Source organism: Streptococcus mitis, assembly GCF_003944325.1.
Taxonomy (GTDB): Bacteria; Bacillota; Bacilli; order Lactobacillales; family Streptococcaceae; genus Streptococcus; species Streptococcus mitis_CW.
In genome coordinates this window covers 1-21,731 of the sequence record NZ_RJPX01000035.1, presented here as the reverse complement: position 1 = coordinate 21,731, position 21,731 = coordinate 1, and the positions used below count along the sequence as shown (strand labels likewise).

Here is a 21,731-nt window from a genome sequence, read left to right as displayed (position 1 = left end):
TGTGCGCTACGCAGATGATTGCGTGATTACGGTCGGAAGCGAGGCTGCCGCTAAGCGTGTGATGTATTCAGTCAGTCGTTTTATTGAGAAACGGCTAGGTTTGAAAGTAAACATAACCAAGACTAAGATTACTAGACCAAGAGAGTTGAAATATTTAGGTTTCGGGTTCTGGAAATCATCAGCTGGTTGGAAAAGTCGCCCCCATCAAGATAGTGTTCGGAGATTTAAGNTTAAATTGAAGAAACTAACACAGAGGAAGTGGAGTGTAGATTTAACAAGACGTATTGAACAACTGAATTTNTCTATTCGAGGATGGATAAACTATTTCTCATTGGGAAATATGAAAAGTATTGTCACCAGCATAGATGAGCGCTTGCGTACTCGCCTACGAGTGATTATCTGGAAGCAATGGAAGAAGAAATCTAGACGATTATGGGGATTGCTTAAGTTAGGAGTTCCTAAATGGATAGCAGATAAGGTATCTGGCTGGGGTGACCACTATCAATTAGTAGCTCAGAAGTCGGTACTTAAACGNGCTATATCAAAACCAGTCCTTNANAAACGTGGACTGGTTTCGTGTTTGGATTATTACCTTGAACGACATGCGTTAAAAGTTAGTTGAACCGCCGTATGCCGAACGGCACGTACGGTGGTGTGAGAGGGGCTAGAGATTATCCCCTACTCGATGACAAGAGACTATTGTCCCAGACTCTTATATTTTAGAAATTCACGTAGCTTGTTTCGGTTTTTTCATACCCAGTATAATCTGAGTTTCTATAGTATCCAGTGATAAACTTCCATTTTCTTTGAGCAACATGGATATAAGTATTTGTTATGTAGTATGGATATGGGCTTTGTGACTCCAAGTAACTCTCATAAGCTTGTATACCCCAAAATGCTCCACCAATTATTGCACCCCATGGACCTCCCAATACAGCACCTATCTTACTAATTATAAAACTTAGTCCAGCATCAGCCATGAAATTAGCGAATGTGTTAGCTTGTTTATTCCCATGTATTGTGTTGACGTAATTCCAAACATTAGGATCGTATGATCTAAAAGATATATTTAGGTCGATTTCATTCTTTTGATAAGCCATATAAAATGACCCATTGATATAGACACCATCAGCACGTTGTTCAATAGTGTCTACACTTCCATCTGGATTGACCACCTCAAGAACTTCATCGCTTAAAATATTTACTTGCGTATCTCCGAACCGCACTGATGAGCCATTCTTAAACTGAGTCTCACCAGATACAACTTTAGAGTTTGCCGATAAGCTATCATCAGCAAAAACAGCAAGCGACGGGGAAATGCTAGACATACAGAAAACAGACATAGCTAGCAAACACATGCATTTAGACATCTTAGACATAACGGAAACTCCTTTGTATTTTTGATTTTTTTCAACTTTTATTATACAATAAAACCAAATAAAAAGAAAGCGGTAACAATATGCTTAAGGCGAAAATTTTTTATATATTTTTATATTTGATCGTTATCGAAACTATAGGCTTGTTGTTGTTGAAAAACGGTCTCGAAATGGGTTATTTTGGCACAGAAGCTATTATCCTCGCAGTTTTTTCATTTGCTTTTTACAACCTATGTTCATTCGCTTGGGTCTGCAGTACAATAAAAAACAATAAAAAATAAATAGACGTATTTTCAAAAAAAGATTGCATATTTATATAAGTAAAACGACGATTTAAATCGTCGTTTTTTTGTATAACTCCCCCTGAAATTTATTTTAATTATGCAAATTTCACGTATTTTCGGTGCTGAGAGGGCAATTCTGAGAGCTTTTCAGACTTTTTTGCGACCTTGTCTATCATTAGAAAAGCTTAGAGCACTAAAGGATAATGCCTGATAATATGCGTTTTTTGATTTTGAAAATTAATAGATAAACATGGCATCGCCAAAACTAAAGAAGCGATAGTGCTCTTGAATGGCATGGTGGTAGGCATCTAAGACTAATTCACGGCCTGCAAAGGCAGAAACCAACATGACCAGAGTTGATTTTGGCAGGTGGAAGTTGGTTGAGAAGGCATCCACAATCTTCCATTGGTAGCCAGGTTTGATAAAGATATTGGTCCAGCCAGAATCTGCTTGGATTTGCCCATCAAACTTGGAACCAATAGTCTCCAAAGTGCGGATAGAAGTGGTTCCAACAGCGATAACGCGACCACCATTTTCCTTAACAAAGCGAAGGGTAGCAGCTGCTTCCTCAGAAAGCTGGTAGAATTCTGAGTGCATTTCGTGTTCGTCCAGATTATCCACAGAAACGGGTCTAAAGGTTCCGAGTCCGACATGGAGAGTTAGATAGACCAGATGGACACCCTTGGCTTGGATTTCTGCCAGTAGTTCTTTGGTGAAGTGAAGTCCAGCAGTTGGTGCTGCAGCAGAGCCACTTTCTTTAGCGTAGACGGTTTGATAACGTTCACGGTCATCCAGTTTTTCATGGATATAAGGCGGCAGCGGCATTTCACCCAGACTTTCCAAAACTTCTAGGAAAATTCCTTGGTACTCAAAGCGGACTATACGGCCTCCGTGAGTTAATTCTTCCGTAACGACAGCGCTGAGGCGACCATCACCAAAGCTGACACGAGTTCCGACCTTGAGGCGTTTGGCAGGTTTAGCCAGAACTTCCCACTCATCACCACTAGTATTTTTGAGTAGGAGAAGTTCCACATGGCCTCCAGTTTCTTCCTTTTGACCATAGAGGCGGGCGGGGAGAACACGGGTATCGTTCATGACAAGGGCATCACCAGGTTCCAGCATATCAATAATAGAGTGGAAGTGTTTATCCTGCATTTCTCCCGTCTCACGATTGACAATGAGGAGTTTAGAGGCATCCCGTTTTTTAAGGGGCGTTTGGGCAATCAATTCCTCTGGCAAGTGGAAATCAAAATCAGCTGTATTCATATATCTGTTCATTCTTTCTAAGTTCTAATCCTATCCATTATAACATGTTTCAAGTTTGGACGCTCTTTTTTTAGAAATTAAATCGTTTTCACTTGACAAAAATTGGTCTATACCATATAATGAATATAGATTAAAACGGAGGATGAAAAGATGAAAGTTATTAAAGTTGAAAATCAAATCGAAGGTGGAAAAGTTGCTTTTGAGATTTTGAAGGAAAAATTGGCCAACGGCGCTCAAACCCTAGGACTTGCGACAGGAAGTAGCCCACTTGAATTTTACAAGGAAATTGTTGAGAGTGACCTTGATTTTTCAAATCTAACCAGTGTCAACCTTGATGAGTATGTAGGGCTTGATGGGGACAATCCACAGTCTTATCGTTACTTCATGCAAGAAAACTTGTTTAACCAAAAACCATTTAAAGAAAGTTTCCTGCCTCGTGGGGTTAAGGACAATGCTGAAGCTGAAGTTGAACGCTACAATCAAATTTTGGCTGACCATCCAGTTGACCTCCAAATCTTGGGAATCGGTCGTAATGGACATATCGGATTTAATGAACCTGGTACTCCATTTGACAGTCAAACGCATCTAGTAGAACTTGATCAGTCTACTATTGAAGCCAATGCGCGCTTCTTTGACAAGATTGAAGATGTCCCAACCCAAGCCATTTCAATGGGGATTAAAAATATCTTGGATGCCAAGTCTATCCTTCTCTTTGCTTACGGTGAATCAAAAGCAGAAGCTATTGCCGGAACAGTGTCTGGTCCAGTGACTGAGAGTTTGCCAGCAAGTAGCCTACAGAATCACCCGGATGTGACTATCATCGCAGATGCTGAAGCGCTCAGCTTGTTAGAAAAATAAAAAAGTGAAACCCTTTGGAATGAGTGGTTTCAACTCTTGTATAAATGGCAGAAAAAATCAAAATTAAACCGTATTTTTTCTTGACAATTATTCCTTTTACGTGTAGAATATAATAGATACTGAACTTGAAGGGAGTGAAAAAAATGTCTAAAACAGTAGTACGTAAGAATGAATCTCTTGACGACGCACTTCGTCGTTTCAAACGTGCGGTTACTAAAGCTGGTACTCTTCAAGAAACACGCAAACGTGAATTCTATGAAAAACCTTCTGTAAAACGTAAACGTAAATCAGAAGCAGCTCGTAAACGTAAAAAATTCTAATTAGAAATGAAAGGCTGGAGAAATCTAGTCCTTTTTCTTTTAATACTCTTCGAAAATCTCTTCAAACCACGTCAACGTCGCCTTGCCGTAGATATGGTTACTGACTTCGTCAGTTTCATCTACAACCTCAAAGCAGTGCTTTGAGCTGACTACGTCAGTTCCATCTACAACCTCAAAACGGTGTTTTGAGTAACCTGCGGCTAGTTTCCTAGTTTGCTCTTTGATTTTCATTGAGTATAAATAAATACTCCAAAGCCTGCAAAAATCTGAAATATCCTCCTACAATTTGATATAATAGAGAGAAGAACTCACTTGAAGGAGGAAATGATGTCGGTTTTAGTAAAAGAAGTGATAGAAAAGCTTAGACTAGACATTGTCTATGGCGAACCAGAATTGCTTGAAAAGGAAATCAATACAGCGGACATTACGCGACCTGGTCTTGAAATGACAGGTTATTTTGATTACTATACTCCAGAACGGATACAACTATTGGGGATGAAGGAGTGGTCATATCTGATTGGCATGCCTTCTAACAGCCGTTATGAAGTTTTGAAAAAAATGTTTCTACCTGAGACACCTGCGGTCATTGTTGCTCGTGGTTTGGTGGTTCCAGAAGAAATGTTAAAGGCAGCTAGAGAGTGTAAGATTGCCATTTTAACCAGCCGTACGGCGACCAGTCGTTTGTCTGGAGAGTTATCTAATTACCTTGATTCTCGTTTGGCAGAACGTACCAGTGTTCATGGGGTTTTGATGGATATCTATGGAATGGGTGTCTTGATTCAAGGTGATAGTGGTATCGGTAAGAGTGAGACAGGCCTGGAACTTGTCAAACGTGGTCACCGCTTGGTAGCCGATGATCGGGTAGATATTTATTCTAAGGATGAAATAACTCTTTGGGGAGAACCTGCTGAAATCTTGAAGCACTTGATTGAAATTCGTGGGGTTGGGATTATCGATGTTATGAGCCTCTACGGTGCGAGTGCGGTCAAGGATTCTTCACAAGTCCAGCTAGCTGTTTACTTGGAAAACTATGATACGCATAAGACCTTTGATCGTCTTGGAAACAATGCTGAGGAATTAGAAATTTCTGGCGTAGCCATTCCTCGTATCCGTATTCCAGTGAAAACAGGCCGAAATATCTCTGTCGTGATTGAGGCTGCTGCCATGAATTATCGTGCTAAGGAAATGGGCTTTGATGCGACGCGTTTGTTTGAAGAACGCTTGACAAATCTTATTGCTCAAAACGAGGTGCATGATGCTTGATCCAATTGCTATTCATCTTGGCCCTCTAGCCATTCGTTGGTATGCCTTGTGTATTGTGACAGGTTTGATTCTTGCAGTTTATTTGACCATGAAAGAAGCGCCTAGAAAGAAGATCATACCAGACGATATTTTAGATTTTATCTTGGTAGCCTTTCCTCTGGCTATTTTAGGAGCTCGTCTCTACTATGTCATTTTCCGTCTTGATTACTATAGTCAGAATTTAGGAGAGATTTTTGCCATTTGGAATGGTGGTTTGGCCATTTACGGTGGTTTGATTACAGGGGCTCTTGTTCTCTATATCTTTGCTGATCGCAAACTTATCAATACTTGGGATTTTCTAGATATCGCGGCGCCTAGCGTCATGATTGCCCAAAGTTTAGGTCGCTGGGGCAATTTCTTTAACCAAGAAGCCTACGGTGCAGCGGTGGATAATTTGGATTATTTGCCTAGCTTCATCCGTGACCAGATGTATATTGAAGGGAGCTACCGTCAGCCGACCTTCCTTTATGAGTCTCTATGGAATCTGCTTGGATTTGCTTTAATTTTGATATTGAGACGAAAATGGAAGAGCCTCAGACGAGGTCATATCACTGCTTTCTACTTGATTTGGTATGGTTTCGGTCGTATGGTTATCGAAGGCATGCGAACAGATAGCCTCATGTTCTTTGGACTTCGAGTGTCTCAATGGCTATCAGTTGTCCTTATCGGTTTCGGTATTTTTATCATTCTATATCAAAATCGAAAGAAGGCCCCTTACTATGTTGCAGAGGAGGAAAACTAAATGTTAGAAGTTGCATATATTCTTGTTGCCCTAGCTTTGATTGTCTTTTTGTTCTATCTGATTATCACTGTACAAAAACTTGGTCGTGTTATAGATGAAACAGAGAAGACGATTAAAACCTTGACTTCAGATGTGGATGTAACCTTGCACCATACCAATGAATTGTTGGCTAAGGTCAATGTCTTGGCAGATGATATCAATGTCAAGGTGGCAACGATTGATCCACTCTTTAGTGCTGTTGCTGATTTATCTCTATCTGTTTCAGACCTCAATGACCATGCGCGTGTCTTGAGCAAGAAAGCTTCATCAGCTGGTTCAAAAACACTCAAGACTGGTGCAAGTTTGTCAGCTCTTCGTCTTGCAAGTAAATTTTTCAAAAAATAAAAAAGGAGAATCCTTATGGGTAAACTATCCTCAATCCTTTTAGGAACCGTTTCAGGTGCAGCTCTTGCCTTGTTTTTAACAAGCGACAAGGGCAAACAAGTTTGCAGTCAGGCTCAAGATTTTCTGGATGATTTAAGAGAAGATCCTGAGTATGCCAAAGAGCAGATCTGTGAAAAACTGACAGAAGTTAAGGAGCAGGCTACAGATTTTGTTCTTAAAACCAAAGAACAGGTTGAGTCAGGTGAAATCACTGTGGACAGTGTACTTGCTCAAGCCAAATCATGTGCCCGTCAAGCAACAGAAGCATCAAAAGATCAATTCAATAATCTCAAGGAGCAATGGCAAGAAAAAGCCGAAACTCTTGACCAATCAGAAGAGATTGTGATTGATATCAAAGAAGAAAAAATCTAGATTTGACAGAGTTGGATAAAGATTCAAATAGTAGTCGCAAATTTAGTGAAATGTATAAGATAAAACGCATAGTATCAAGGTTTTCATTCAATACCTGATATTATGCGTTTTTTGATTTTAATACTCTTCGAAAATCTCTTCAAACCACGTCAACGCTATCTGCAACCTCAAAACAGTGTTTTGAGCAGCCTGCGGCTAGTTTCCTAGTTTGCTCTTTGATTTTCATTGAGTATAAAGACTTTTTGATAAACCTTTTTTAAAACACATGAGTGTCATGATTTTTTATGGTATAATGGCAGTGTTGAAAGTAAAATATTTACATTTTTTATATTTTACTGATATTTTAGTAATATTAATCGATCCATTTTTCTATGATTAGAAATTAATGTGGTCGTTTATGATCAAGTAGAGGAAAAGCTCTAAAATTTTAGTCAAGAAACGATTCAGTATTCTGTCAAAGAAAAATATTAGAACCCTCTATTTTGTAAAAAATAGTGAGAAAGAAAGTTGGTAAAATGAAAGACATTTTTAATAAACGTCAACGTTTTTCGATTCGAAAGTTTTCAGTTGGAGTGGCTTCCGTATTAATAGGAATTATCTTGTTTACACCATCCCAGGGAGTACTGGCTTCTACGGAAAATAATTTGGCAACAGAGATAGGAGCTAATTCTGAAAGGGAGAATTCGATCCCTACTGTGGAGAAAAAACAAGAGTCTCAAAGTTCACCAGAGAATCGAGCTTCTATTTCCAGTCCAGCCCCAAAAGATACTCCAATAATATCTACAAGAACTACAGAACTTGAGACATCTGGGGAGATGGGCAATAATAGCTTGACCACAAGGGCTTCTGTGGCGGGTGAAGACAGATCAAGCACTCCAGCGGTGAGAGCAGCATCAAATCCTTCCGAGATAAAAAAATATGAATTGACTGAGGAAGATGCTAAAAAAATCAAAGCAGGAGTAATCGGTTCAGAAGGTAATAAGCTTGACAGTTTGTTACTAAACGGCCCTAAGTTAAGTCCAGAAGCTTATACAGATGATGATTACTTGAAGGATAAAGATGAACTTTATATTTATGAAAAAGGCGGGAAAAAGTATGTAGGCTACAATAGTCATCCTATGTTAGAAGATACTGATGGTGATGGTATTATTGACAGTAAAGAAAAGCCAGATGAAAAATTAAAATGGAATGTCAGTGAGCGCGATATGATTATGTTCATGGAATTGTCCTACCGTGATGATAATTATATTGATAGAGTGCTGGATCATAAGAGACCCTTAACAGAGTCAGAGTTATATAAAAAGAATGGTGATAGTAGACCACGTTATGAGTATATGATGATGAATAAGGAATTGGGGCCTTATTGGGAAAGGAAGAAAAGTTACCATACCTCTAGCGGACTAGATGCTGTCTTGTATGAAACTAAGAGTGATTTCTTATATTTACCAAATGGAACTGCACAAGTATTAGCATTTCGTGGAACAAGTGATGCCAAAGATATAGGAGCTGATATAAGACTTGGAACAGGAAGCAATCCTCAACAAGGGATCGATGCAGAAAATATCATGCGTGAACTGGCTAAAGATAAGAGCATTACCAATCTATATTTGACAGGACACTCTTTAGGAGGATATTTAGTACAACGGGCAATGGTTGAAGCCTATCAGTTGGCATATTCTGATAGCAGAGTCATGTCTTCTAAAGAACAGCGGGCTTATAGAAACTTTTATAATAATGTATTAAAAAAAGGAACAACCTTTAATGCCCCAAAAGTTGTGACCAATTTCTTTTCCAGTAATGAATTTTGGCAGAAAGGTCTAGATAGTAAAAAAATAGCTAAGTCTGGGAAAATGACACATTATATTGTTGATAATGATTCGACGATAAGAAAAGGCGTCAGCAATGATAGTGATGTTGTTATAAATGTTGGACGAACAAGCGGAGGTCATAGTTCACGTTCTTATTTTGAAGCCGATATGATTAATAGACGATCAGAGTTCATGTCAGGGAAACGAATTTCCTTAGATGGGACAGGTTATCAAGATAAAAAAATTACAACAGTCAAATCTGTAGAAAAAGTTGGAGAAACTTCTGTATATAGTAAACGCGGAGATGATGTCATTAAGTCAACAACTGTTAGTATCAAAGATCCTGATACAGGACAGATTACTAAAAATACACTTGATGAAGTGTTCAAGCGAAATGGCGCTAAATCAACAGTTGTCGTTACACCACTTGAGCCAAGTGTTCGTTATGAAAAAGACGCCACAAGAGCTAAAGGTGAAGCTAATGTAACAACAGCTGGTACTCCAGGTACTAGAACAGTCACTACCACTTACACTGTTAATCCGACAGATGGTAGACTTATTCCGCATGAAGAACCAGCAGTGATAGTCCCATCAAAACCTACAGTGGTCAAAGTGCCAGCTAAAGATGAGATTGAATACCTTAAAGAAGGCGATGATGTTGTTAAGAAGACTACAACTTACGCGGTCAATGCAAGCACCGGTGCCCTTACTCCAATAGAGAAAAAGGAAGTTTTCAAGAAAGATGGCGCTAAGACCAAGGTTGTTGTTACGCCACTTGAGCCAAGTGTGCGTTATGAAAAAGACGCCACAAGAGCCAAAGGTGAAGCTAATGTAACAGTAGCTGGTACTCCAGGCACTAGAACAGTCACTACCACCTACACTGTTAATCCTACAGATGGTAGCCTCATTCCGCATGAAGGACAACCCGTTATCAAACCGTCAACTCCTACAGTGGTCAAAGTTCCAGCTAAAGATAAGATTGAATACCTCAAAGAAGGCGACGATGTTATTAAGAAGACCACAACCTACTCAGTTAATGCAAGCACGGGTTCCCTTACTCCAATAGAGACAAGAGAAATCTTCAAGCGAAATGGCGCTAAATCAACAGTTGTCGTTACACCACTTGAGCCAAGTGTTCGTTATGAAAAAGACGCCACAAGAGCTAAAGGTGAAGTAAAAATCACAGTAGCTGGTATTCCAGGTACAAGAACAGTAACCACAACCTACACAGTCAATTCGACAGATGGTAGTCCTATTCCGCATGAAGAACCAGCAGTGGTAGTCCCATCAAAACCGACAGTGGTCAAAGTCCCAGCTAAGGATGAGGTTGCATACCTCAAAGAAGGCGATGATGTTGTTAAGAAGACTACAACTTACGCGGTCAATGCAAGCACCGGTGCCCTTACTCCAACAGTAAGGAAAGAAATTACCAGTCCAAATGGTGCCAAATCTACAGTTGTTGTTACACCACTTGAGTCAAGTGTGCGTTATGAAAAAGACGCCACAAGAGTCAAAGGTGAAGCAAAAATTACAGTAGCTGGTACTTCAGGTACAAGCACAGTAACTACCACCTACACGGTTAATCCTACAGATGGTAGCCTTATTCCACATGAAGGAAAACCAGTTATCAAACCGTCAACTCCTACAGTGGTCAAAGTGCCAGCTCAAGATGAGGTTGAATATCTCAAAGAAGGCGATGACGTTGTTAAGAAGACAACCAGCTACGAAGTGAATGCAAGTACAGGTGTTCTTACTCCAACAGTAAGGAAAGAAATTACCAGTCCAAATGGCGCTAAATCCACAGTTGCCGTTACGCCACTTGATCCAAGTGTGCGTTATGAAAAAGACGCCACAAGAGCCAAAGGTGAATCAAAAATCACAGTAGCTGGTATTCCAGGTACCAGAACAGTAACCACAACCTATACTGTTAACCCTGTAGACGGTAGCCTCGTTCCGCATGAGGAACCTGCAGTAGTAGTCCCATCAAAACCGACAGTGGTCAAAGTGCCAGCTCAAGATGAGGTTGAATACTTCAAAGAAGGTGATGACGTTGTTAAGAAGACAACCAGCTACGAAGTGAATGCAAGTACCGGTGCCCTTACTCCAACTGTAAGGAAAGAAATTACCAGTCCAAATGGTGCCAAATCTACAGTTGTTGTTACACCACTTGAGTCAAGTGTGCGTTATGAAAAAGACGCCACAAGAGCCAAAGGTGAATCAAAAATCACAGTAGCTGGTACACCAGGAACAAGAACAGTAACCACAACCTATACTGTTAACCCTGCAGACGGTAGCCTTATTCCGCATGAAGGCCAACCAGTTATCAAATCGTCAACTTCTATAGTGGTCAAAGTGCCAGCTAAAGATGAGGTTGAATACCTCAAAGATGGCGATAATGTTGTTAAGAAGACCACCACTTATGCGGTCAATTCAAGTACCGGTGCTCTTACTCCAACAGAGAAAAAGGAAATCTTCAAACAAAATGGCGCTAAATCTACAGTTGCCGTTACGCCACTTGAGCCAAGTGTTCGTTATGAGAAAGATGCCACAAGAGCCAAAGGTGAAGTAAAAATCACAGAAACTGGTACTCCAGGAACAAGCACAGTAACCACAACCTACACAGTCAATTCGACAGATGGTAGCCTTATTCCACATGAAGGAAAACCAGTTATCAAATCGTCAACTCCTACAGTGGTCAAGGTCCCAGCTAAAGATGAGATTGAATACTTCAAAGAAGGAGATGACGTTGTTAAGAAGACAACCAGCTACGAAGTGAATGCAAGCACCGGTGCCCTTACTCCAACTGTAAGGAAAGAAATTACCAATCCAAAAGGTGCCAAATCTAAAGTTGTGGTTACATCACTTAAGCCAAGTGTTCGTTATGAAAAAGACGCCACAAGAGTCAAAGGTGAAGCAAAAATTACAGTAGCTGGTACTTCAGGTACAAGCACAGTAACTACAACCTACACGGTTAATCCTACAGATGGTAGCCTTATTCCACATGAAGGCCAACCAGTTATCAAATCGTCAACTCCTACAGTGGTCAAGGTCCCAGCTAAAGATGAGATTGAATACTTCAAAGAAGGAGATGACGTTGTTAAGAAGACAACCAGCTACGAAGTGAATGCAAGCACCGGTGCCCTTACTCCAACTGTAAGGAAAGAAATTACCAGTCCAAATGGTGCCAAATCAACAGTTGTTGTTACACCACTTGAGTCAAGTGTGCGTTATGAGAAAGATGCCACAAGAGCCAAAGGTGAAGCAAAAATCACAATAGCTGGTACTCCAGGCACTAGAACAGTCACTATAACCTATACTGTGAATCCTACAGATGGCAGCCTCATTCCACGTGAAGAACCTGCAGTAGTAGTCCCATCAAGACCTATAGTGGTCAAAGTGCCAGCTAAAGATGAGGTTGAATACTTCAAAGAAGGTGATGACGTTGTTAAGAAGACGACCAGCTACCAAGTCAGTGCAAGTACAGGTGAACTGACTCCAACAGAGACAACAGAAATCTTCAAGAGAAACGGCGCTAAATCAACAGTTGTTGTTACACCACTTGAGCCAAGTGTGCGTTATGAAAAAGACGCCACAAGAGCCAAAGGTGAATCAAAAATCACAGTAGCTGGTACACCAGGAACAAGAACAGTAACCACAACCTATACTGTTAACCCTGCAGACGGCAGTCTTATTCCACATGAAGGCCAACCAGTTATCACCCCTTCAACTCCGACAGTGGTCAAAGTGCCAGCTAAAGATGAGACTGAATACCTCAAAGAAGGCGATGATGTTGTTAAGAAGACTACAACTTACGCGGTCAATGCCAGTACAGGTGCTCTTACTCCAACAGTAAGGAAAGACATTACCAGTCCAAATGGCACGAAAGCTACAGTTGTTGTTACACCATTACAGCCAAGTGTTCGTTATGAAAAAGACGCCACAAGAGTCAAAGGTGAAGCTAATGTAGCAATGGCTGGTACTCCAGGTACTAGAACAGTCACTACAACTTATACTGTTAACCCTGCAGACGGTAGCCTCGTTCCGCATGAAGAACCGGCAGTGGTAGTTCCCGCAACGCCTACAGTAGTCAAGATCCCAGCCAAAGACAAAGTAGTAGAAACCCCGATTGAACAAGAAGTGGAATACGTTAAAGATGTAGAAAAAGACTTCGGTACACCAGGTCAGCGTACTGAGGGTGAAAAAGGTAAAACAGTTACTACAACCACTTACGATGTAGATCCAAAGGACGGTCATATCACAGAACACGTTGGAAATCCAGTAATCACCCCAGCAGGTAAGACAATCGTTAAAGTTGGTGCGAAAACTAAGGTTGAACAATCTAAAGATCCTGAAGGTCGTGATGTGATTGATACTACTACCTATGAAGTTGATCCAAAAACAGGTAAGGTAACTCCAACAACTGTTCGAACTTATGGAACAAGTAAAGAACCAACAATTGAGACACGACCTGTACCATCCCCTGTTATCTATGAAAAAGACGATACGAAAGAAAAAGGTACAGCCCCAACTACTGTTAAAGGTGAAGATGGTGAAGACACTATCACAACCATTTACACTGTGGATCCTCATACTGGAAAGATTACAGCAAGTGAAGGTCAACCAGTTCGTACGAAAGAACCAACTAATACTATTGTCAAAGTCGCAGCGAAGGATAAAGTAGAAACAACAGAAATCCTATCACCTAAGAAATACGTAAAAGATGATACACGCGACAAAGATCAACCAAATGTGGAAGAAGCAGGCCAATCAGGTTCACGCACAGTAACAACTACTTACGAAGTAAATCCAGCAGATGGAACAATTACAGAAAGAGCAGGAGAACCAGTAGTAGTAAAACCAACAGAAACAATTGTTAAAGTCGCAACCAAAGACAAAGTAGTAGAAACCCCGATTGAACAAGAAGTGGAATACGTTAAAGATGTAGAAAAAGACTTCGGTACACCAGACCAGCGTACTGAGGGTGAAAAAGGTAAAACAGTTACTACAACCACTTACGATGTAGATCCAAACGACGGTCATATCACAGAACATGTTGGTAACCCAGTCGTTACCCCAGCAGGTAAGACAATCGTTAAAGTTGGTGCGAAAACAAAGGTTGAACAATCTAAAGATTCTGAAGGTCGTGATGTGATTGATACCACTAGCTATGAAGTTGATCCAAAAACAGGTAAGGTAACTCCGACAACAGTTCGAACATATGGAACAAGTAAAGAACCCACAGTTGAGAAGAGAGTAGTACCGTCTCCAGTAGTTTATGAAAAAGATAATACGAAAGAAAAAGATACAGCCTCCACTACTGTTAAAGGTGAGGACGGTGAAGATAGTATCACAACCACTTACACTGTGGAACCTAATACTGGTAAGATTACCGTAACTGAAGATCAGCCAGTTCGTACGAAAGAACCAACTAATACCGTTGTTAAAGTTCCAGCTAAGGATAAAGTCGTAGAAACCCCGATTGAACCAGAAGTGGAATACGTTAAAGATGTAGAAAAAGACTTCGGTACACCAGACCAGCGTACTGAGGGTGAAAAAGGTAAAACAGTTACTATAACCACTTACGATGTAGATCCAAACGACGGTCATATCACAGAACACGTTGGAAATCCACTAATCACCCCAGCAGGTAAGACAATCGTTAAAGTTGGTGCGAAAACAAAGGTTGAACAATCTAAAGATTCTGAAGGTCGTGATGTGATTGATACCACTAGCTATGAAGTTGATCCAAAAACAGGTAAGGTAACTCCGACAACAGTTCGAACATATGGAACAAGTAAAGAAACAAAAATAGAGTTAGAACAATCTCCTAAGCCAGATGACTTAACATACCCATCAGGAACTAAGGTAGAGATCCCAGGTGAAGATGGTAAAGGTAAAGTACCAAACAGTGATCTCCCAGAAGGTAAACTCTCAGGTACAAGTAAGATTACTGAGCCAGATAAATCAGCTGTGGAAGTTCCTAATGTAACAACTCTAGCTAAGGTAACAATTTTTGAAAACGGTGTATTAGCGGATTCAATTGAATTGCCAGAGCTAATGATTGAGGTTCTCTGGATTGATGAAGATGGAAATGTATTGAAACCATCCGTTAAGACAGGTAATGAAAAGGATGCTGGACATGGATTAATTCCAGGATATGAATTTGTAAGAACAATGATTGATGAAAATGCACCAGTAATGACCCACATTTTCAGAAAAGTAGGTTCAAATACAAATACCATTCCAGTTGCGCCAGTGACACTTGATACGCCAGTTACACCTGCTACTAATGGAGGTTCTGGTCAAGATATACCTGCACCAACAACTCCAAATGCAGTTAATTCGAATGTAGATCAGGTAGATACTCATACTACTATTGACAATGGTGCTAAGTCAAATGATTCTCAAAATGTATTGCCAAATACAGGAACAGAATCAAATGCGACTCTTGCCTCTCTAGGACTTCTTGGCATGTTAGGTGGTCTCGGACTTGCTCTTGGAAAGAAAAAAGAAGACTAAAATAAACATTTAGTCAAATATGAATGGATCATTGTTAGGTGGGCAATGAATACAAAAGATCAAGAAACGGCTTTGTTCCTCATTTTCAGAGGTACAAGGCTGTTGTTGTATTTTCGAAAAAGTAGGTATCAATAATCGTACTAAGAGATAGTGGACTGAAATAAATGTGTACAAATCGATTATGGGGATTAGATTAATTTCTAAAAATGAATTAGGAGTCGTGTTATACTATCCTAGCTTCAACCCATTATACTCATTTGAAATCAAAGTTCCCTGTTTATTGATAGCCTATTCAAGAAATATCGTTGTATAAGTGCATACTTTGAAATGATAGTCATAGAGAATCAATGATAGGATTTTTAATTAAAACTATCATCTATTTGTTTCTAAGACGAAAGTTTCTGAAGTTGATTTTAAAATAATATAAATTTATATTTATAGAAGATATCTGAAGAAGATTTTGAAATTAAGGGTAGGATATTTATTGTTATGAAGAGCTGTTTTTAATTATTATAGACTTCTTGGTTACGTTTTATTAAAATCTTAAAATCAGCCTTATTTATACTGTTTTTGTTTGATTGAATATGTTAAAAATGGTATAATCTAGCTGTGATAGCTGTGATAGCTGTGATAGCTGTGATAGCTGTGATAGCTGTGATGTGTAAAATGCTCATCATAGTGATTTTTTATGGTTATATTCCTACTTGGGTTTAACTATAAAAAATTACTTTTTAATTTGATTTTATGTCTTAACATAAGGAGGAAAAATGGAAAATAAATCAAATTCACTCAATAGAATAAAGCGTCACCAACGTGAAAAGGTTCTACGCTTCTCTATTCGTAAATATAGCTTTGGTGCGGCTTCAGTAGCTGTTGCAGCACTGATGTTTTTAGGTGCGCGCGTTGCTAGTGCGGATACCGTAAGCGGAAGCAGTTCGCAATCTACGGCGGGTGTAGTACAACCTAATGATAAGGGCAACTCGCCTGTGGCTACTAAGGAACCTACTGAAAATAAATTAGAAGTGGTCAATAATTCTTTAGAAAATAAAGAAACTGCACTTGTTGAAAATAGTAGTAATACGGTTGATAAAAGTCAGTTAAGAACAGTAGTTGAAGAATTAAATTCTCTTCTTTCAACTAAATTAAACCTTGACGATTCAGTGCTTTCTTCTGTAAAAGAAAGAGTTCAGAGAGCTCAGGCATTACTAGATAAAGCTGATGCAGTTCAAAAAGATATAAATGAACTAAAAGAACTTTTGTCTGCTGATTTAGCTACTTTATCTAATGCGGTAAAAGAATCAAACAAGGTTCGAGAAAGTAATGCTGGAACTGAGGCTGAAAAGCCAGTGATCCAATCTTCTTCTGAAGTAAGAGCAAGTGAAGAGAATCAAACAGTTTCAGCTAAAAAAGATTCTTTGAAAGTATCTGTTGATCAATTGCAAGTAGCAATTTCAGAAGTTCCTGAACATGATACGACGAAAGAAGTTCTTAAAAAAGCCAATGAAGTCATGGTATTAGCTCAAGACGTTCTTCAGAATACTACAGTCTCTCTAACAGATGTTGAACAAATGAACAAACTTGTGAAGAGAATGTTTACTTCTGTTAAAAATGCTACAACACGTTTGAGTTCAGGTTCTCATGACCCTCGTAATGGTCAGAGAATGGCTCAAGGTACTGGCGAAAGAGCAGCAGCTGTATCTTCAAGATGGACTAACCAAGATAATCTATTAAGTTATCAACGATTCCGTGCAACTGACGAAAATGGAAGAGTTAGAAATGACGACAGACAATTTACAGAAAATAAAGTGGATATGACCGCTCGAATTGAGACAATTGGCGGTGTGAAATATGCAGTTTATGATATTTTCTTTAACAATGATGGTAAGTCAATGGTTAGGTTGAGTAGACAACAATTATATAATGTTATTTTACCTCCAAAAATTTTAGATTTACAATCTAACGGTGCTTATAAGCCAGACACTATTAGAGATTTACACTATGACATATATAGAAGAAATAATCAAAATGAAAGCGGGACTCTTTCTCAAAATCCTGATAAATTCACTTATGAGTCAACTCAACATTTTCACTTTTTAAATGATCATGAACAATCGAGAGGGAATCTAACATATCTTTACAATTTAGGTGTTCGTCAGAGTGGTAGCTCATATAATCAAGATATGAAAGATTATTTTAAAAACAATAAAGAAGATCCCTTTTTAAAAAAAGCAGTGGCATTAGATGGAGTAAACAAGGGTTGGAGTTATGGTATAGGGGTGAGAACCAATAATCCAACAGCCGCTGTACATATGCATTTTAAAGCAAAATTAAGATCAGGTATAACGGATGAAGCTGTTAAAAAAGCATTTATCCTAGCCATTGCAGGTACTTATGGATCGACAACAAACCAATCCTATGTTTTTGGATCAGGAAAAGAAGATACAGAAAATGTAGAACCGACTGTTAAACAAAGTGCAAGATACCCTATTAGCGGTAGAGAGGTTACAAAGAAAGTCGATGAATCTCTTGGGAATCTAGATAGGCCGGTGGATGCTGGTTTCGTAACACGAAATAATAACTTCCCTGCAGATATCCAGTGGAGTTGGCCGAATGGGAGACCAAGTACGACTACAGCAGGGGTATTTCGTTATAGAGTGAAAGCACAGTACTCTGATAATACTTCAAATACTACTGATGCAACATTGAAAGTGGTTCCAAAGCAACCTGTGATTGACCAAAATTCTGTAAATGAAAAAGCAGGGAAGACTGGGCAAACGGTTACTGTAAATGTAGGTAATGGAGTGCCTACTGGTTCAACAGTGACCTTATATAGTGGTACTAAGGTTATTGGAACTGGGAACACTACTGGATCAATTGCTACAATTAGAGTATCAGAAGCATTGCCGTCTACAGCCATTACAGCTAGAACAACTGTCCAAAATAATGGTACAGTAGAGTCAGAGCTTAGTGCACCTGCAACTCCAACAGAAGTTCCTGACAGAGTGGCTCCAACAGTATCAATTAACGGAAAAGCATTAACACCAAATGCGGATGATAATCGTTTTATTATTTATCGTGGAGCAAACTTTAATCCAACATTTAGAGTTCAAGATGACAAGAATAATGTCACTTTATCTATTACAGATCTTCCAAAAGGAGTTGCAAATGTTTCGACAAATGGAAGTAAAGATTTAAGTTATACAATTCCAGAAAATACTGTAGCACCTGACGCTCCATTTGGAGAAAGTACTGCCACTGTAACGGCGACGGATGGTCGTAATAGTGCAACATATAGATTTAAATATCGTATTGTAGATATTCAAGCAAAAAATAGTACGACAGAAAATCGTGCTCTTGGAAGTGCATTAGGAAATCCTCATGATCACTTCAAAGTGGCAGAAAGTAATACTGTAGAGAACGATAAGTACTATCCAACTGGTATGCAGTTTAAATGGATAGAATTAAATCGTAGCACAATCACAACTACTGATGTTCCTAATACAACAAATTTAAACGAATTAGGGAATGTTACTAAGTATTTTGCTACGGCTGTATTCCCTGCTGTGAAGAATACGAAAGAAATAGATCGTGTAAATTATACAATCTATTCACCTAAACAAAAAGCAATACCAATAACGTTTAATGTGACGGATAATGTTAAACCAACAGTAAAACTTGTTGGTGATAATGGATCTGACACAACACTTTCAGAATCAACAGCAACAAACGCATTGCCGAAAGTAACAGTATATCGTGGTGAAACTGCGACAGTTACTGTGAAAGCTTCAGATAATACTGGAAAAGTTCAAAACTTAACGATTACAAACTTACCAACTGGATTAACGCCAGATACTAATAACCGAACAAGTGACAATGCTACAGATGCAACACCATTGACAAAACCTACAACAGGAAAAGTAGATAAATCAGCAACAGTAGAAGCAAAAGTCGCAACCGTTACAGTTTCAGATAAGTCAACTCCAGCGAATACAACAACAGTTCAGTTTAAAGTAGATGTTAAAGCTCAAAATGAGAAATATACACCGACAGCAGGAACAACTCCAGTAGCAGTTAATAATATTGGAAGTATTAGCAATTCAGATTTAGAGAAAATCAAAAATTCTGTAACTGTGCCAAATCTTTCACAAGAAGCTACTCGAGATGGAATTACAAAAACTCTAAAAGATAGCGGTAGAGTAACGGTTAAGAATGGTAAGAAATATGTCACTGTAGAAGTAACTTATCCAGATAGAAGTAAAGATGAAGTGTCAGTTGAAGTACAACAAAATACGAATGTACAAAAACAACCAACAATTTATGTTGTTAAAGGTGAAACAATCTCTAATGAAGAATTAAGAAAATTTGTTTACTTACCTAATGGGGCACAAAAAGAAGAATTACCAAGTACAGCAACTGTAGCGGCTAGTCTAGATACAGCAAGTAGAGGAAGTAAAACAACAAATGTAACGGTAACTTTCCAAGGTTCAAACCCAGTAGTAGTGCCAGTTACTTATGAAGTTATTCAAAACTTCCCAGTAGCAAACAAAGTTTACGATTTTGCAGGCGTTTCAAGAGGAAATGGAGCATCAGATTATTATGTAAATCAAGGATTACGTCAAGGTATGTCTTGGTTTGTTGAGAAAGAAACTGTTGAAGGTGGTCGAAAAGTCTTCAAGAAAGTTTCAAGTGATAATAATATGAATAGCCAAATTGCATCAGATATTACTGCTGGTGTTGGAGAGTATCGCTATAAACTTGGAGCTAGGTTCAGAGAAGGTAGATTTACAAACCAAGCAGAAGAAGCTGCTAGACTTTCATATAGTGGAGAAATTGTTCATACGGTGTATGACGTAGTAGCTAACACAACGAAAGTAGAAGCAACTTACGGTTCGACATTAACAAATACTCAAGCTCAATCTGCTGTTATGAAAGCTACAAACTCTCAAAACCTACCAGCAGGAACAACCTATGAGTGGGTAGCAAATGCTTCGGGAGCAGCAACAACAAACTTAACGGTATCAACATATGGAGAAGAAACACGTTATGTAAAAGTTACATTACCAAAAACAAGAGAAGCAGGCTCAGATTCAGCAGCAGCAACTCAAGTAAATCCATATAAAGTAATTGAAGTAAAAGTAAAAGTTAACGAAACTGTAAAACCAACAGTGAAACTTGTTAGTGATAACAGGGATGTAACACTTTCAGAATCAACAGTAACAAACGCATTGCCGAAAGTAACAGTATATCGTGGCGAAAATGCGACAGTTACTGTGAAAGCTTCAGATAATACTGGAAAAGTTCAAAACTTAACGATTACAAACTTACCAACTGGATTAACACCAGATACTAATAACCGAACAAGTGACACTGCAACAGATGCAACACCATTGACAAAACCTACAACAGGAAAAGTAGATAAAACTGCAACAGTAGAAGCAAAAGTCGTAACCGTTACAGTTTCAGACAAGTCTAATCCAGCGAATACAACAACTGTTCAGTTTAAAGTAGATGTTAAAGCTCAAAATGAGAAATATACACCGACAGCAGGAACAACTGTTAAAGTAGGAAATATCGGCACAATTAGTCAACCAGATGGAGATAAAATCAAAAACTCTGTAACAGTACCAAATCTTTCACCAGAAGCTACTCAAGATGGTGGAGTTACAAAAACTCTGAAAGATAATGGTAGAGTAACTGTTAAGAATGGTAAGAACTATGTTACTGTAGAAGTAACTTATCCAGATAGAAGTAAAGATGAAGTAGACGTAGCTGTAGAAGAAGTGCTAAAAGCAGGTGAGAAAAATCCTACCAACCCAGCAGTAGAAGGACAACCTTATACAAGTACTGAAAAAGTTATCAATCCAAACAAAGACGATGCGACATTCACAGCAACGCCAACGAATGGATTGACAGTAGGAACGGATGGAAAAGTCACAGGAAAACCAACTGGTATCGAATGGACTGGCGATGAAACAGAGAAGACAGTGAATATTCCAGTAACGGTCAGCCGTACAGGAGACATCCCAGTCACCGTAACCATTCCAGTAGTGGTCCAACGAGATGTAACAAAAACCCCAACCTTTACAGTAGGAACGCAAGATCCAACAACTGGAAATGTGGANGTGACAGTAAGCGGCGTACCAAATGGCACAAAAGTGAAATTACCAGGTGTTAAAGGAGAGAAAGTCGTAACAGATGGCAAAGTAACATTGCCAAATGACGAATTACCAGCAACACCACAGACTGGAAAAGGAAGTGCGCAAGAAGAAGGCAAACTTCCAAAAGAAGGCACAAGTGACATCACAATTCCTAAGAAATTGGTAGAAAGTGGCACNCCAACCTTTACAGTAGGAACGCAAGATCCAACAACTGGAAATGTGGACGTGACAGTAAGCGGCGTACCAAATGGCACAAAAGTGAAATTACCAGGTGTTAAAGGAGAGAAAGTCGTAACAGATGGC

The 21,731-nt window shown here is 39.1% G+C and carries 12 protein-coding genes; 9 read left to right on the top strand and 3 right to left on the bottom strand.

Going from position 1 to position 21,731, the window contains the following annotated elements; genetic code table 11:
* Window positions 1-622, top strand: a 622-nt coding sequence (locus D8787_RS09010) for a group II intron maturase-specific domain-containing protein (protein WP_260471389.1), incomplete at its 5' end; no start/stop codon positions are given.
* A 97-nt stretch (window positions 623-719) separates the two neighbouring features.
* On the opposite strand, the gene D8787_RS09005 is transcribed toward D8787_RS09010, so the two are convergent.
* On the bottom strand, window positions 720-1,328 hold the full coding sequence (locus D8787_RS09005) for a hypothetical protein (protein WP_125423070.1): 609 nt from the start codon (window positions 1,326-1,328) through the stop codon (window positions 720-722).
* Between the two features lie 569 nt (window positions 1,329-1,897).
* On the bottom strand, window positions 1,898-2,926 hold the full coding sequence (queA, locus tag D8787_RS08995) for a tRNA preQ1(34) S-adenosylmethionine ribosyltransferase-isomerase QueA (RefSeq protein ID WP_125423066.1): 1,029 nt from the start codon (window positions 2,924-2,926) through the stop codon (window positions 1,898-1,900).
* Between the two features lie 150 nt (window positions 2,927-3,076).
* Between queA and D8787_RS08990 the strand changes: the two genes are divergently transcribed.
* Both D8787_RS08990 and rpsU read left to right on the top strand, forming a co-directional pair.
* The gene (locus D8787_RS08990) at window positions 3,077-3,784 is read left to right on the top strand and encodes a glucosamine-6-phosphate deaminase (protein WP_000864592.1); all 708 of its coding nucleotides are present in this window, start codon (window positions 3,077-3,079) and stop codon (window positions 3,782-3,784) included.
* A 143-nt stretch (window positions 3,785-3,927) separates the two neighbouring features.
* On the top strand, window positions 3,928-4,104 hold the full coding sequence (rpsU, locus tag D8787_RS08985) for a 30S ribosomal protein S21 (RefSeq protein ID WP_000048054.1): 177 nt from the start codon (window positions 3,928-3,930) through the stop codon (window positions 4,102-4,104).
* 39 nt (window positions 4,105-4,143) lie between these two features.
* On the opposite strand, the gene D8787_RS11915 is transcribed toward rpsU, so the two are convergent.
* Complete coding sequence (locus tag D8787_RS11915) at window positions 4,144-4,335, bottom strand: hypothetical protein (RefSeq protein WP_125423060.1); 192 nt, start codon at window positions 4,333-4,335, stop codon at window positions 4,144-4,146.
* Between the two features lie 96 nt (window positions 4,336-4,431).
* On the opposite strand from D8787_RS11915, the gene hprK reads away from it, so the two are divergent.
* From hprK to D8787_RS08950, 6 genes are all read left to right on the top strand, one after another.
* Entirely contained in the window at window positions 4,432-5,367 is a 936-nt protein-coding gene (gene hprK / locus D8787_RS08975; RefSeq protein ID WP_185776788.1) for an HPr(Ser) kinase/phosphatase, read from the top strand.
* A complete protein-coding gene (gene lgt, locus D8787_RS08970; protein ID WP_125423054.1) occupies window positions 5,360-6,148 on the top strand; it encodes a prolipoprotein diacylglyceryl transferase in 789 nt (262 codons plus the stop codon). The genes hprK and lgt overlap by 8 nt, the downstream gene beginning before the upstream one ends.
* Window positions 6,149-6,532 (top strand): DUF948 domain-containing protein, encoded by a 384-nt coding sequence (locus D8787_RS08965; protein ID WP_125423051.1) that lies wholly within the window; start codon window positions 6,149-6,151, stop codon window positions 6,530-6,532.
* Window positions 6,533-6,547: 15 nt separating this feature from the next.
* Window positions 6,548-6,943 carry a YtxH domain-containing protein gene (locus tag D8787_RS08960; protein WP_084927365.1) on the top strand — a complete coding sequence of 132 codons (396 nt, stop codon included), beginning with the start codon at window positions 6,548-6,550 and terminating at the stop codon, window positions 6,941-6,943.
* Between the two features lie 515 nt (window positions 6,944-7,458).
* On the top strand, window positions 7,459-15,270 hold the full coding sequence (locus D8787_RS08955) for a G5 domain-containing protein (RefSeq protein ID WP_125423048.1): 7,812 nt from the start codon (window positions 7,459-7,461) through the stop codon (window positions 15,268-15,270).
* Window positions 15,271-16,037: 767 nt separating this feature from the next.
* Window positions 16,038-21,731, top strand: a 5,694-nt coding sequence (locus tag D8787_RS08950; RefSeq protein ID WP_125423044.1) for a Rib/alpha-like domain-containing protein, incomplete at its 3' end; no start/stop codon positions are given.

What these genes read in the sequence shown, in the direction of transcription:
- D8787_RS08965 (WP_125423051.1), top strand. Translation starts at nt 6,149, where the DNA reads ATGTTAGAAGTTGCATATATTCTTGTTGCCCTAGCTTTGATTGTCTTT.
- queA (WP_125423066.1), bottom strand. Translation starts at nt 2,926, where the DNA reads ATGAATACAGCTGATTTTGATTTCCACTTGCCAGAGGAATTGATTGCC.
- D8787_RS08960 (WP_084927365.1), top strand. Translation starts at nt 6,548, where the DNA reads ATGGGTAAACTATCCTCAATCCTTTTAGGAACCGTTTCAGGTGCAGCT.
- D8787_RS08990 (WP_000864592.1), top strand. Translation starts at nt 3,077, where the DNA reads ATGAAAGTTATTAAAGTTGAAAATCAAATCGAAGGTGGAAAAGTTGCT.
- rpsU (WP_000048054.1), top strand. Translation starts at nt 3,928, where the DNA reads ATGTCTAAAACAGTAGTACGTAAGAATGAATCTCTTGACGACGCACTT.
- D8787_RS09005 (WP_125423070.1), bottom strand. Translation starts at nt 1,328, where the DNA reads ATGTCTAGCATTTCCCCGTCGCTTGCTGTTTTTGCTGATGATAGCTTA.
- D8787_RS08955 (WP_125423048.1), top strand. Translation starts at nt 7,459, where the DNA reads ATGAAAGACATTTTTAATAAACGTCAACGTTTTTCGATTCGAAAGTTT.
- lgt (WP_125423054.1), top strand. Translation starts at nt 5,360, where the DNA reads ATGCTTGATCCAATTGCTATTCATCTTGGCCCTCTAGCCATTCGTTGG.
- hprK (WP_185776788.1), top strand. Translation starts at nt 4,432, where the DNA reads ATGTCGGTTTTAGTAAAAGAAGTGATAGAAAAGCTTAGACTAGACATT.
- D8787_RS11915 (WP_125423060.1), bottom strand. Translation starts at nt 4,335, where the DNA reads ATGAAAATCAAAGAGCAAACTAGGAAACTAGCCGCAGGTTACTCAAAA.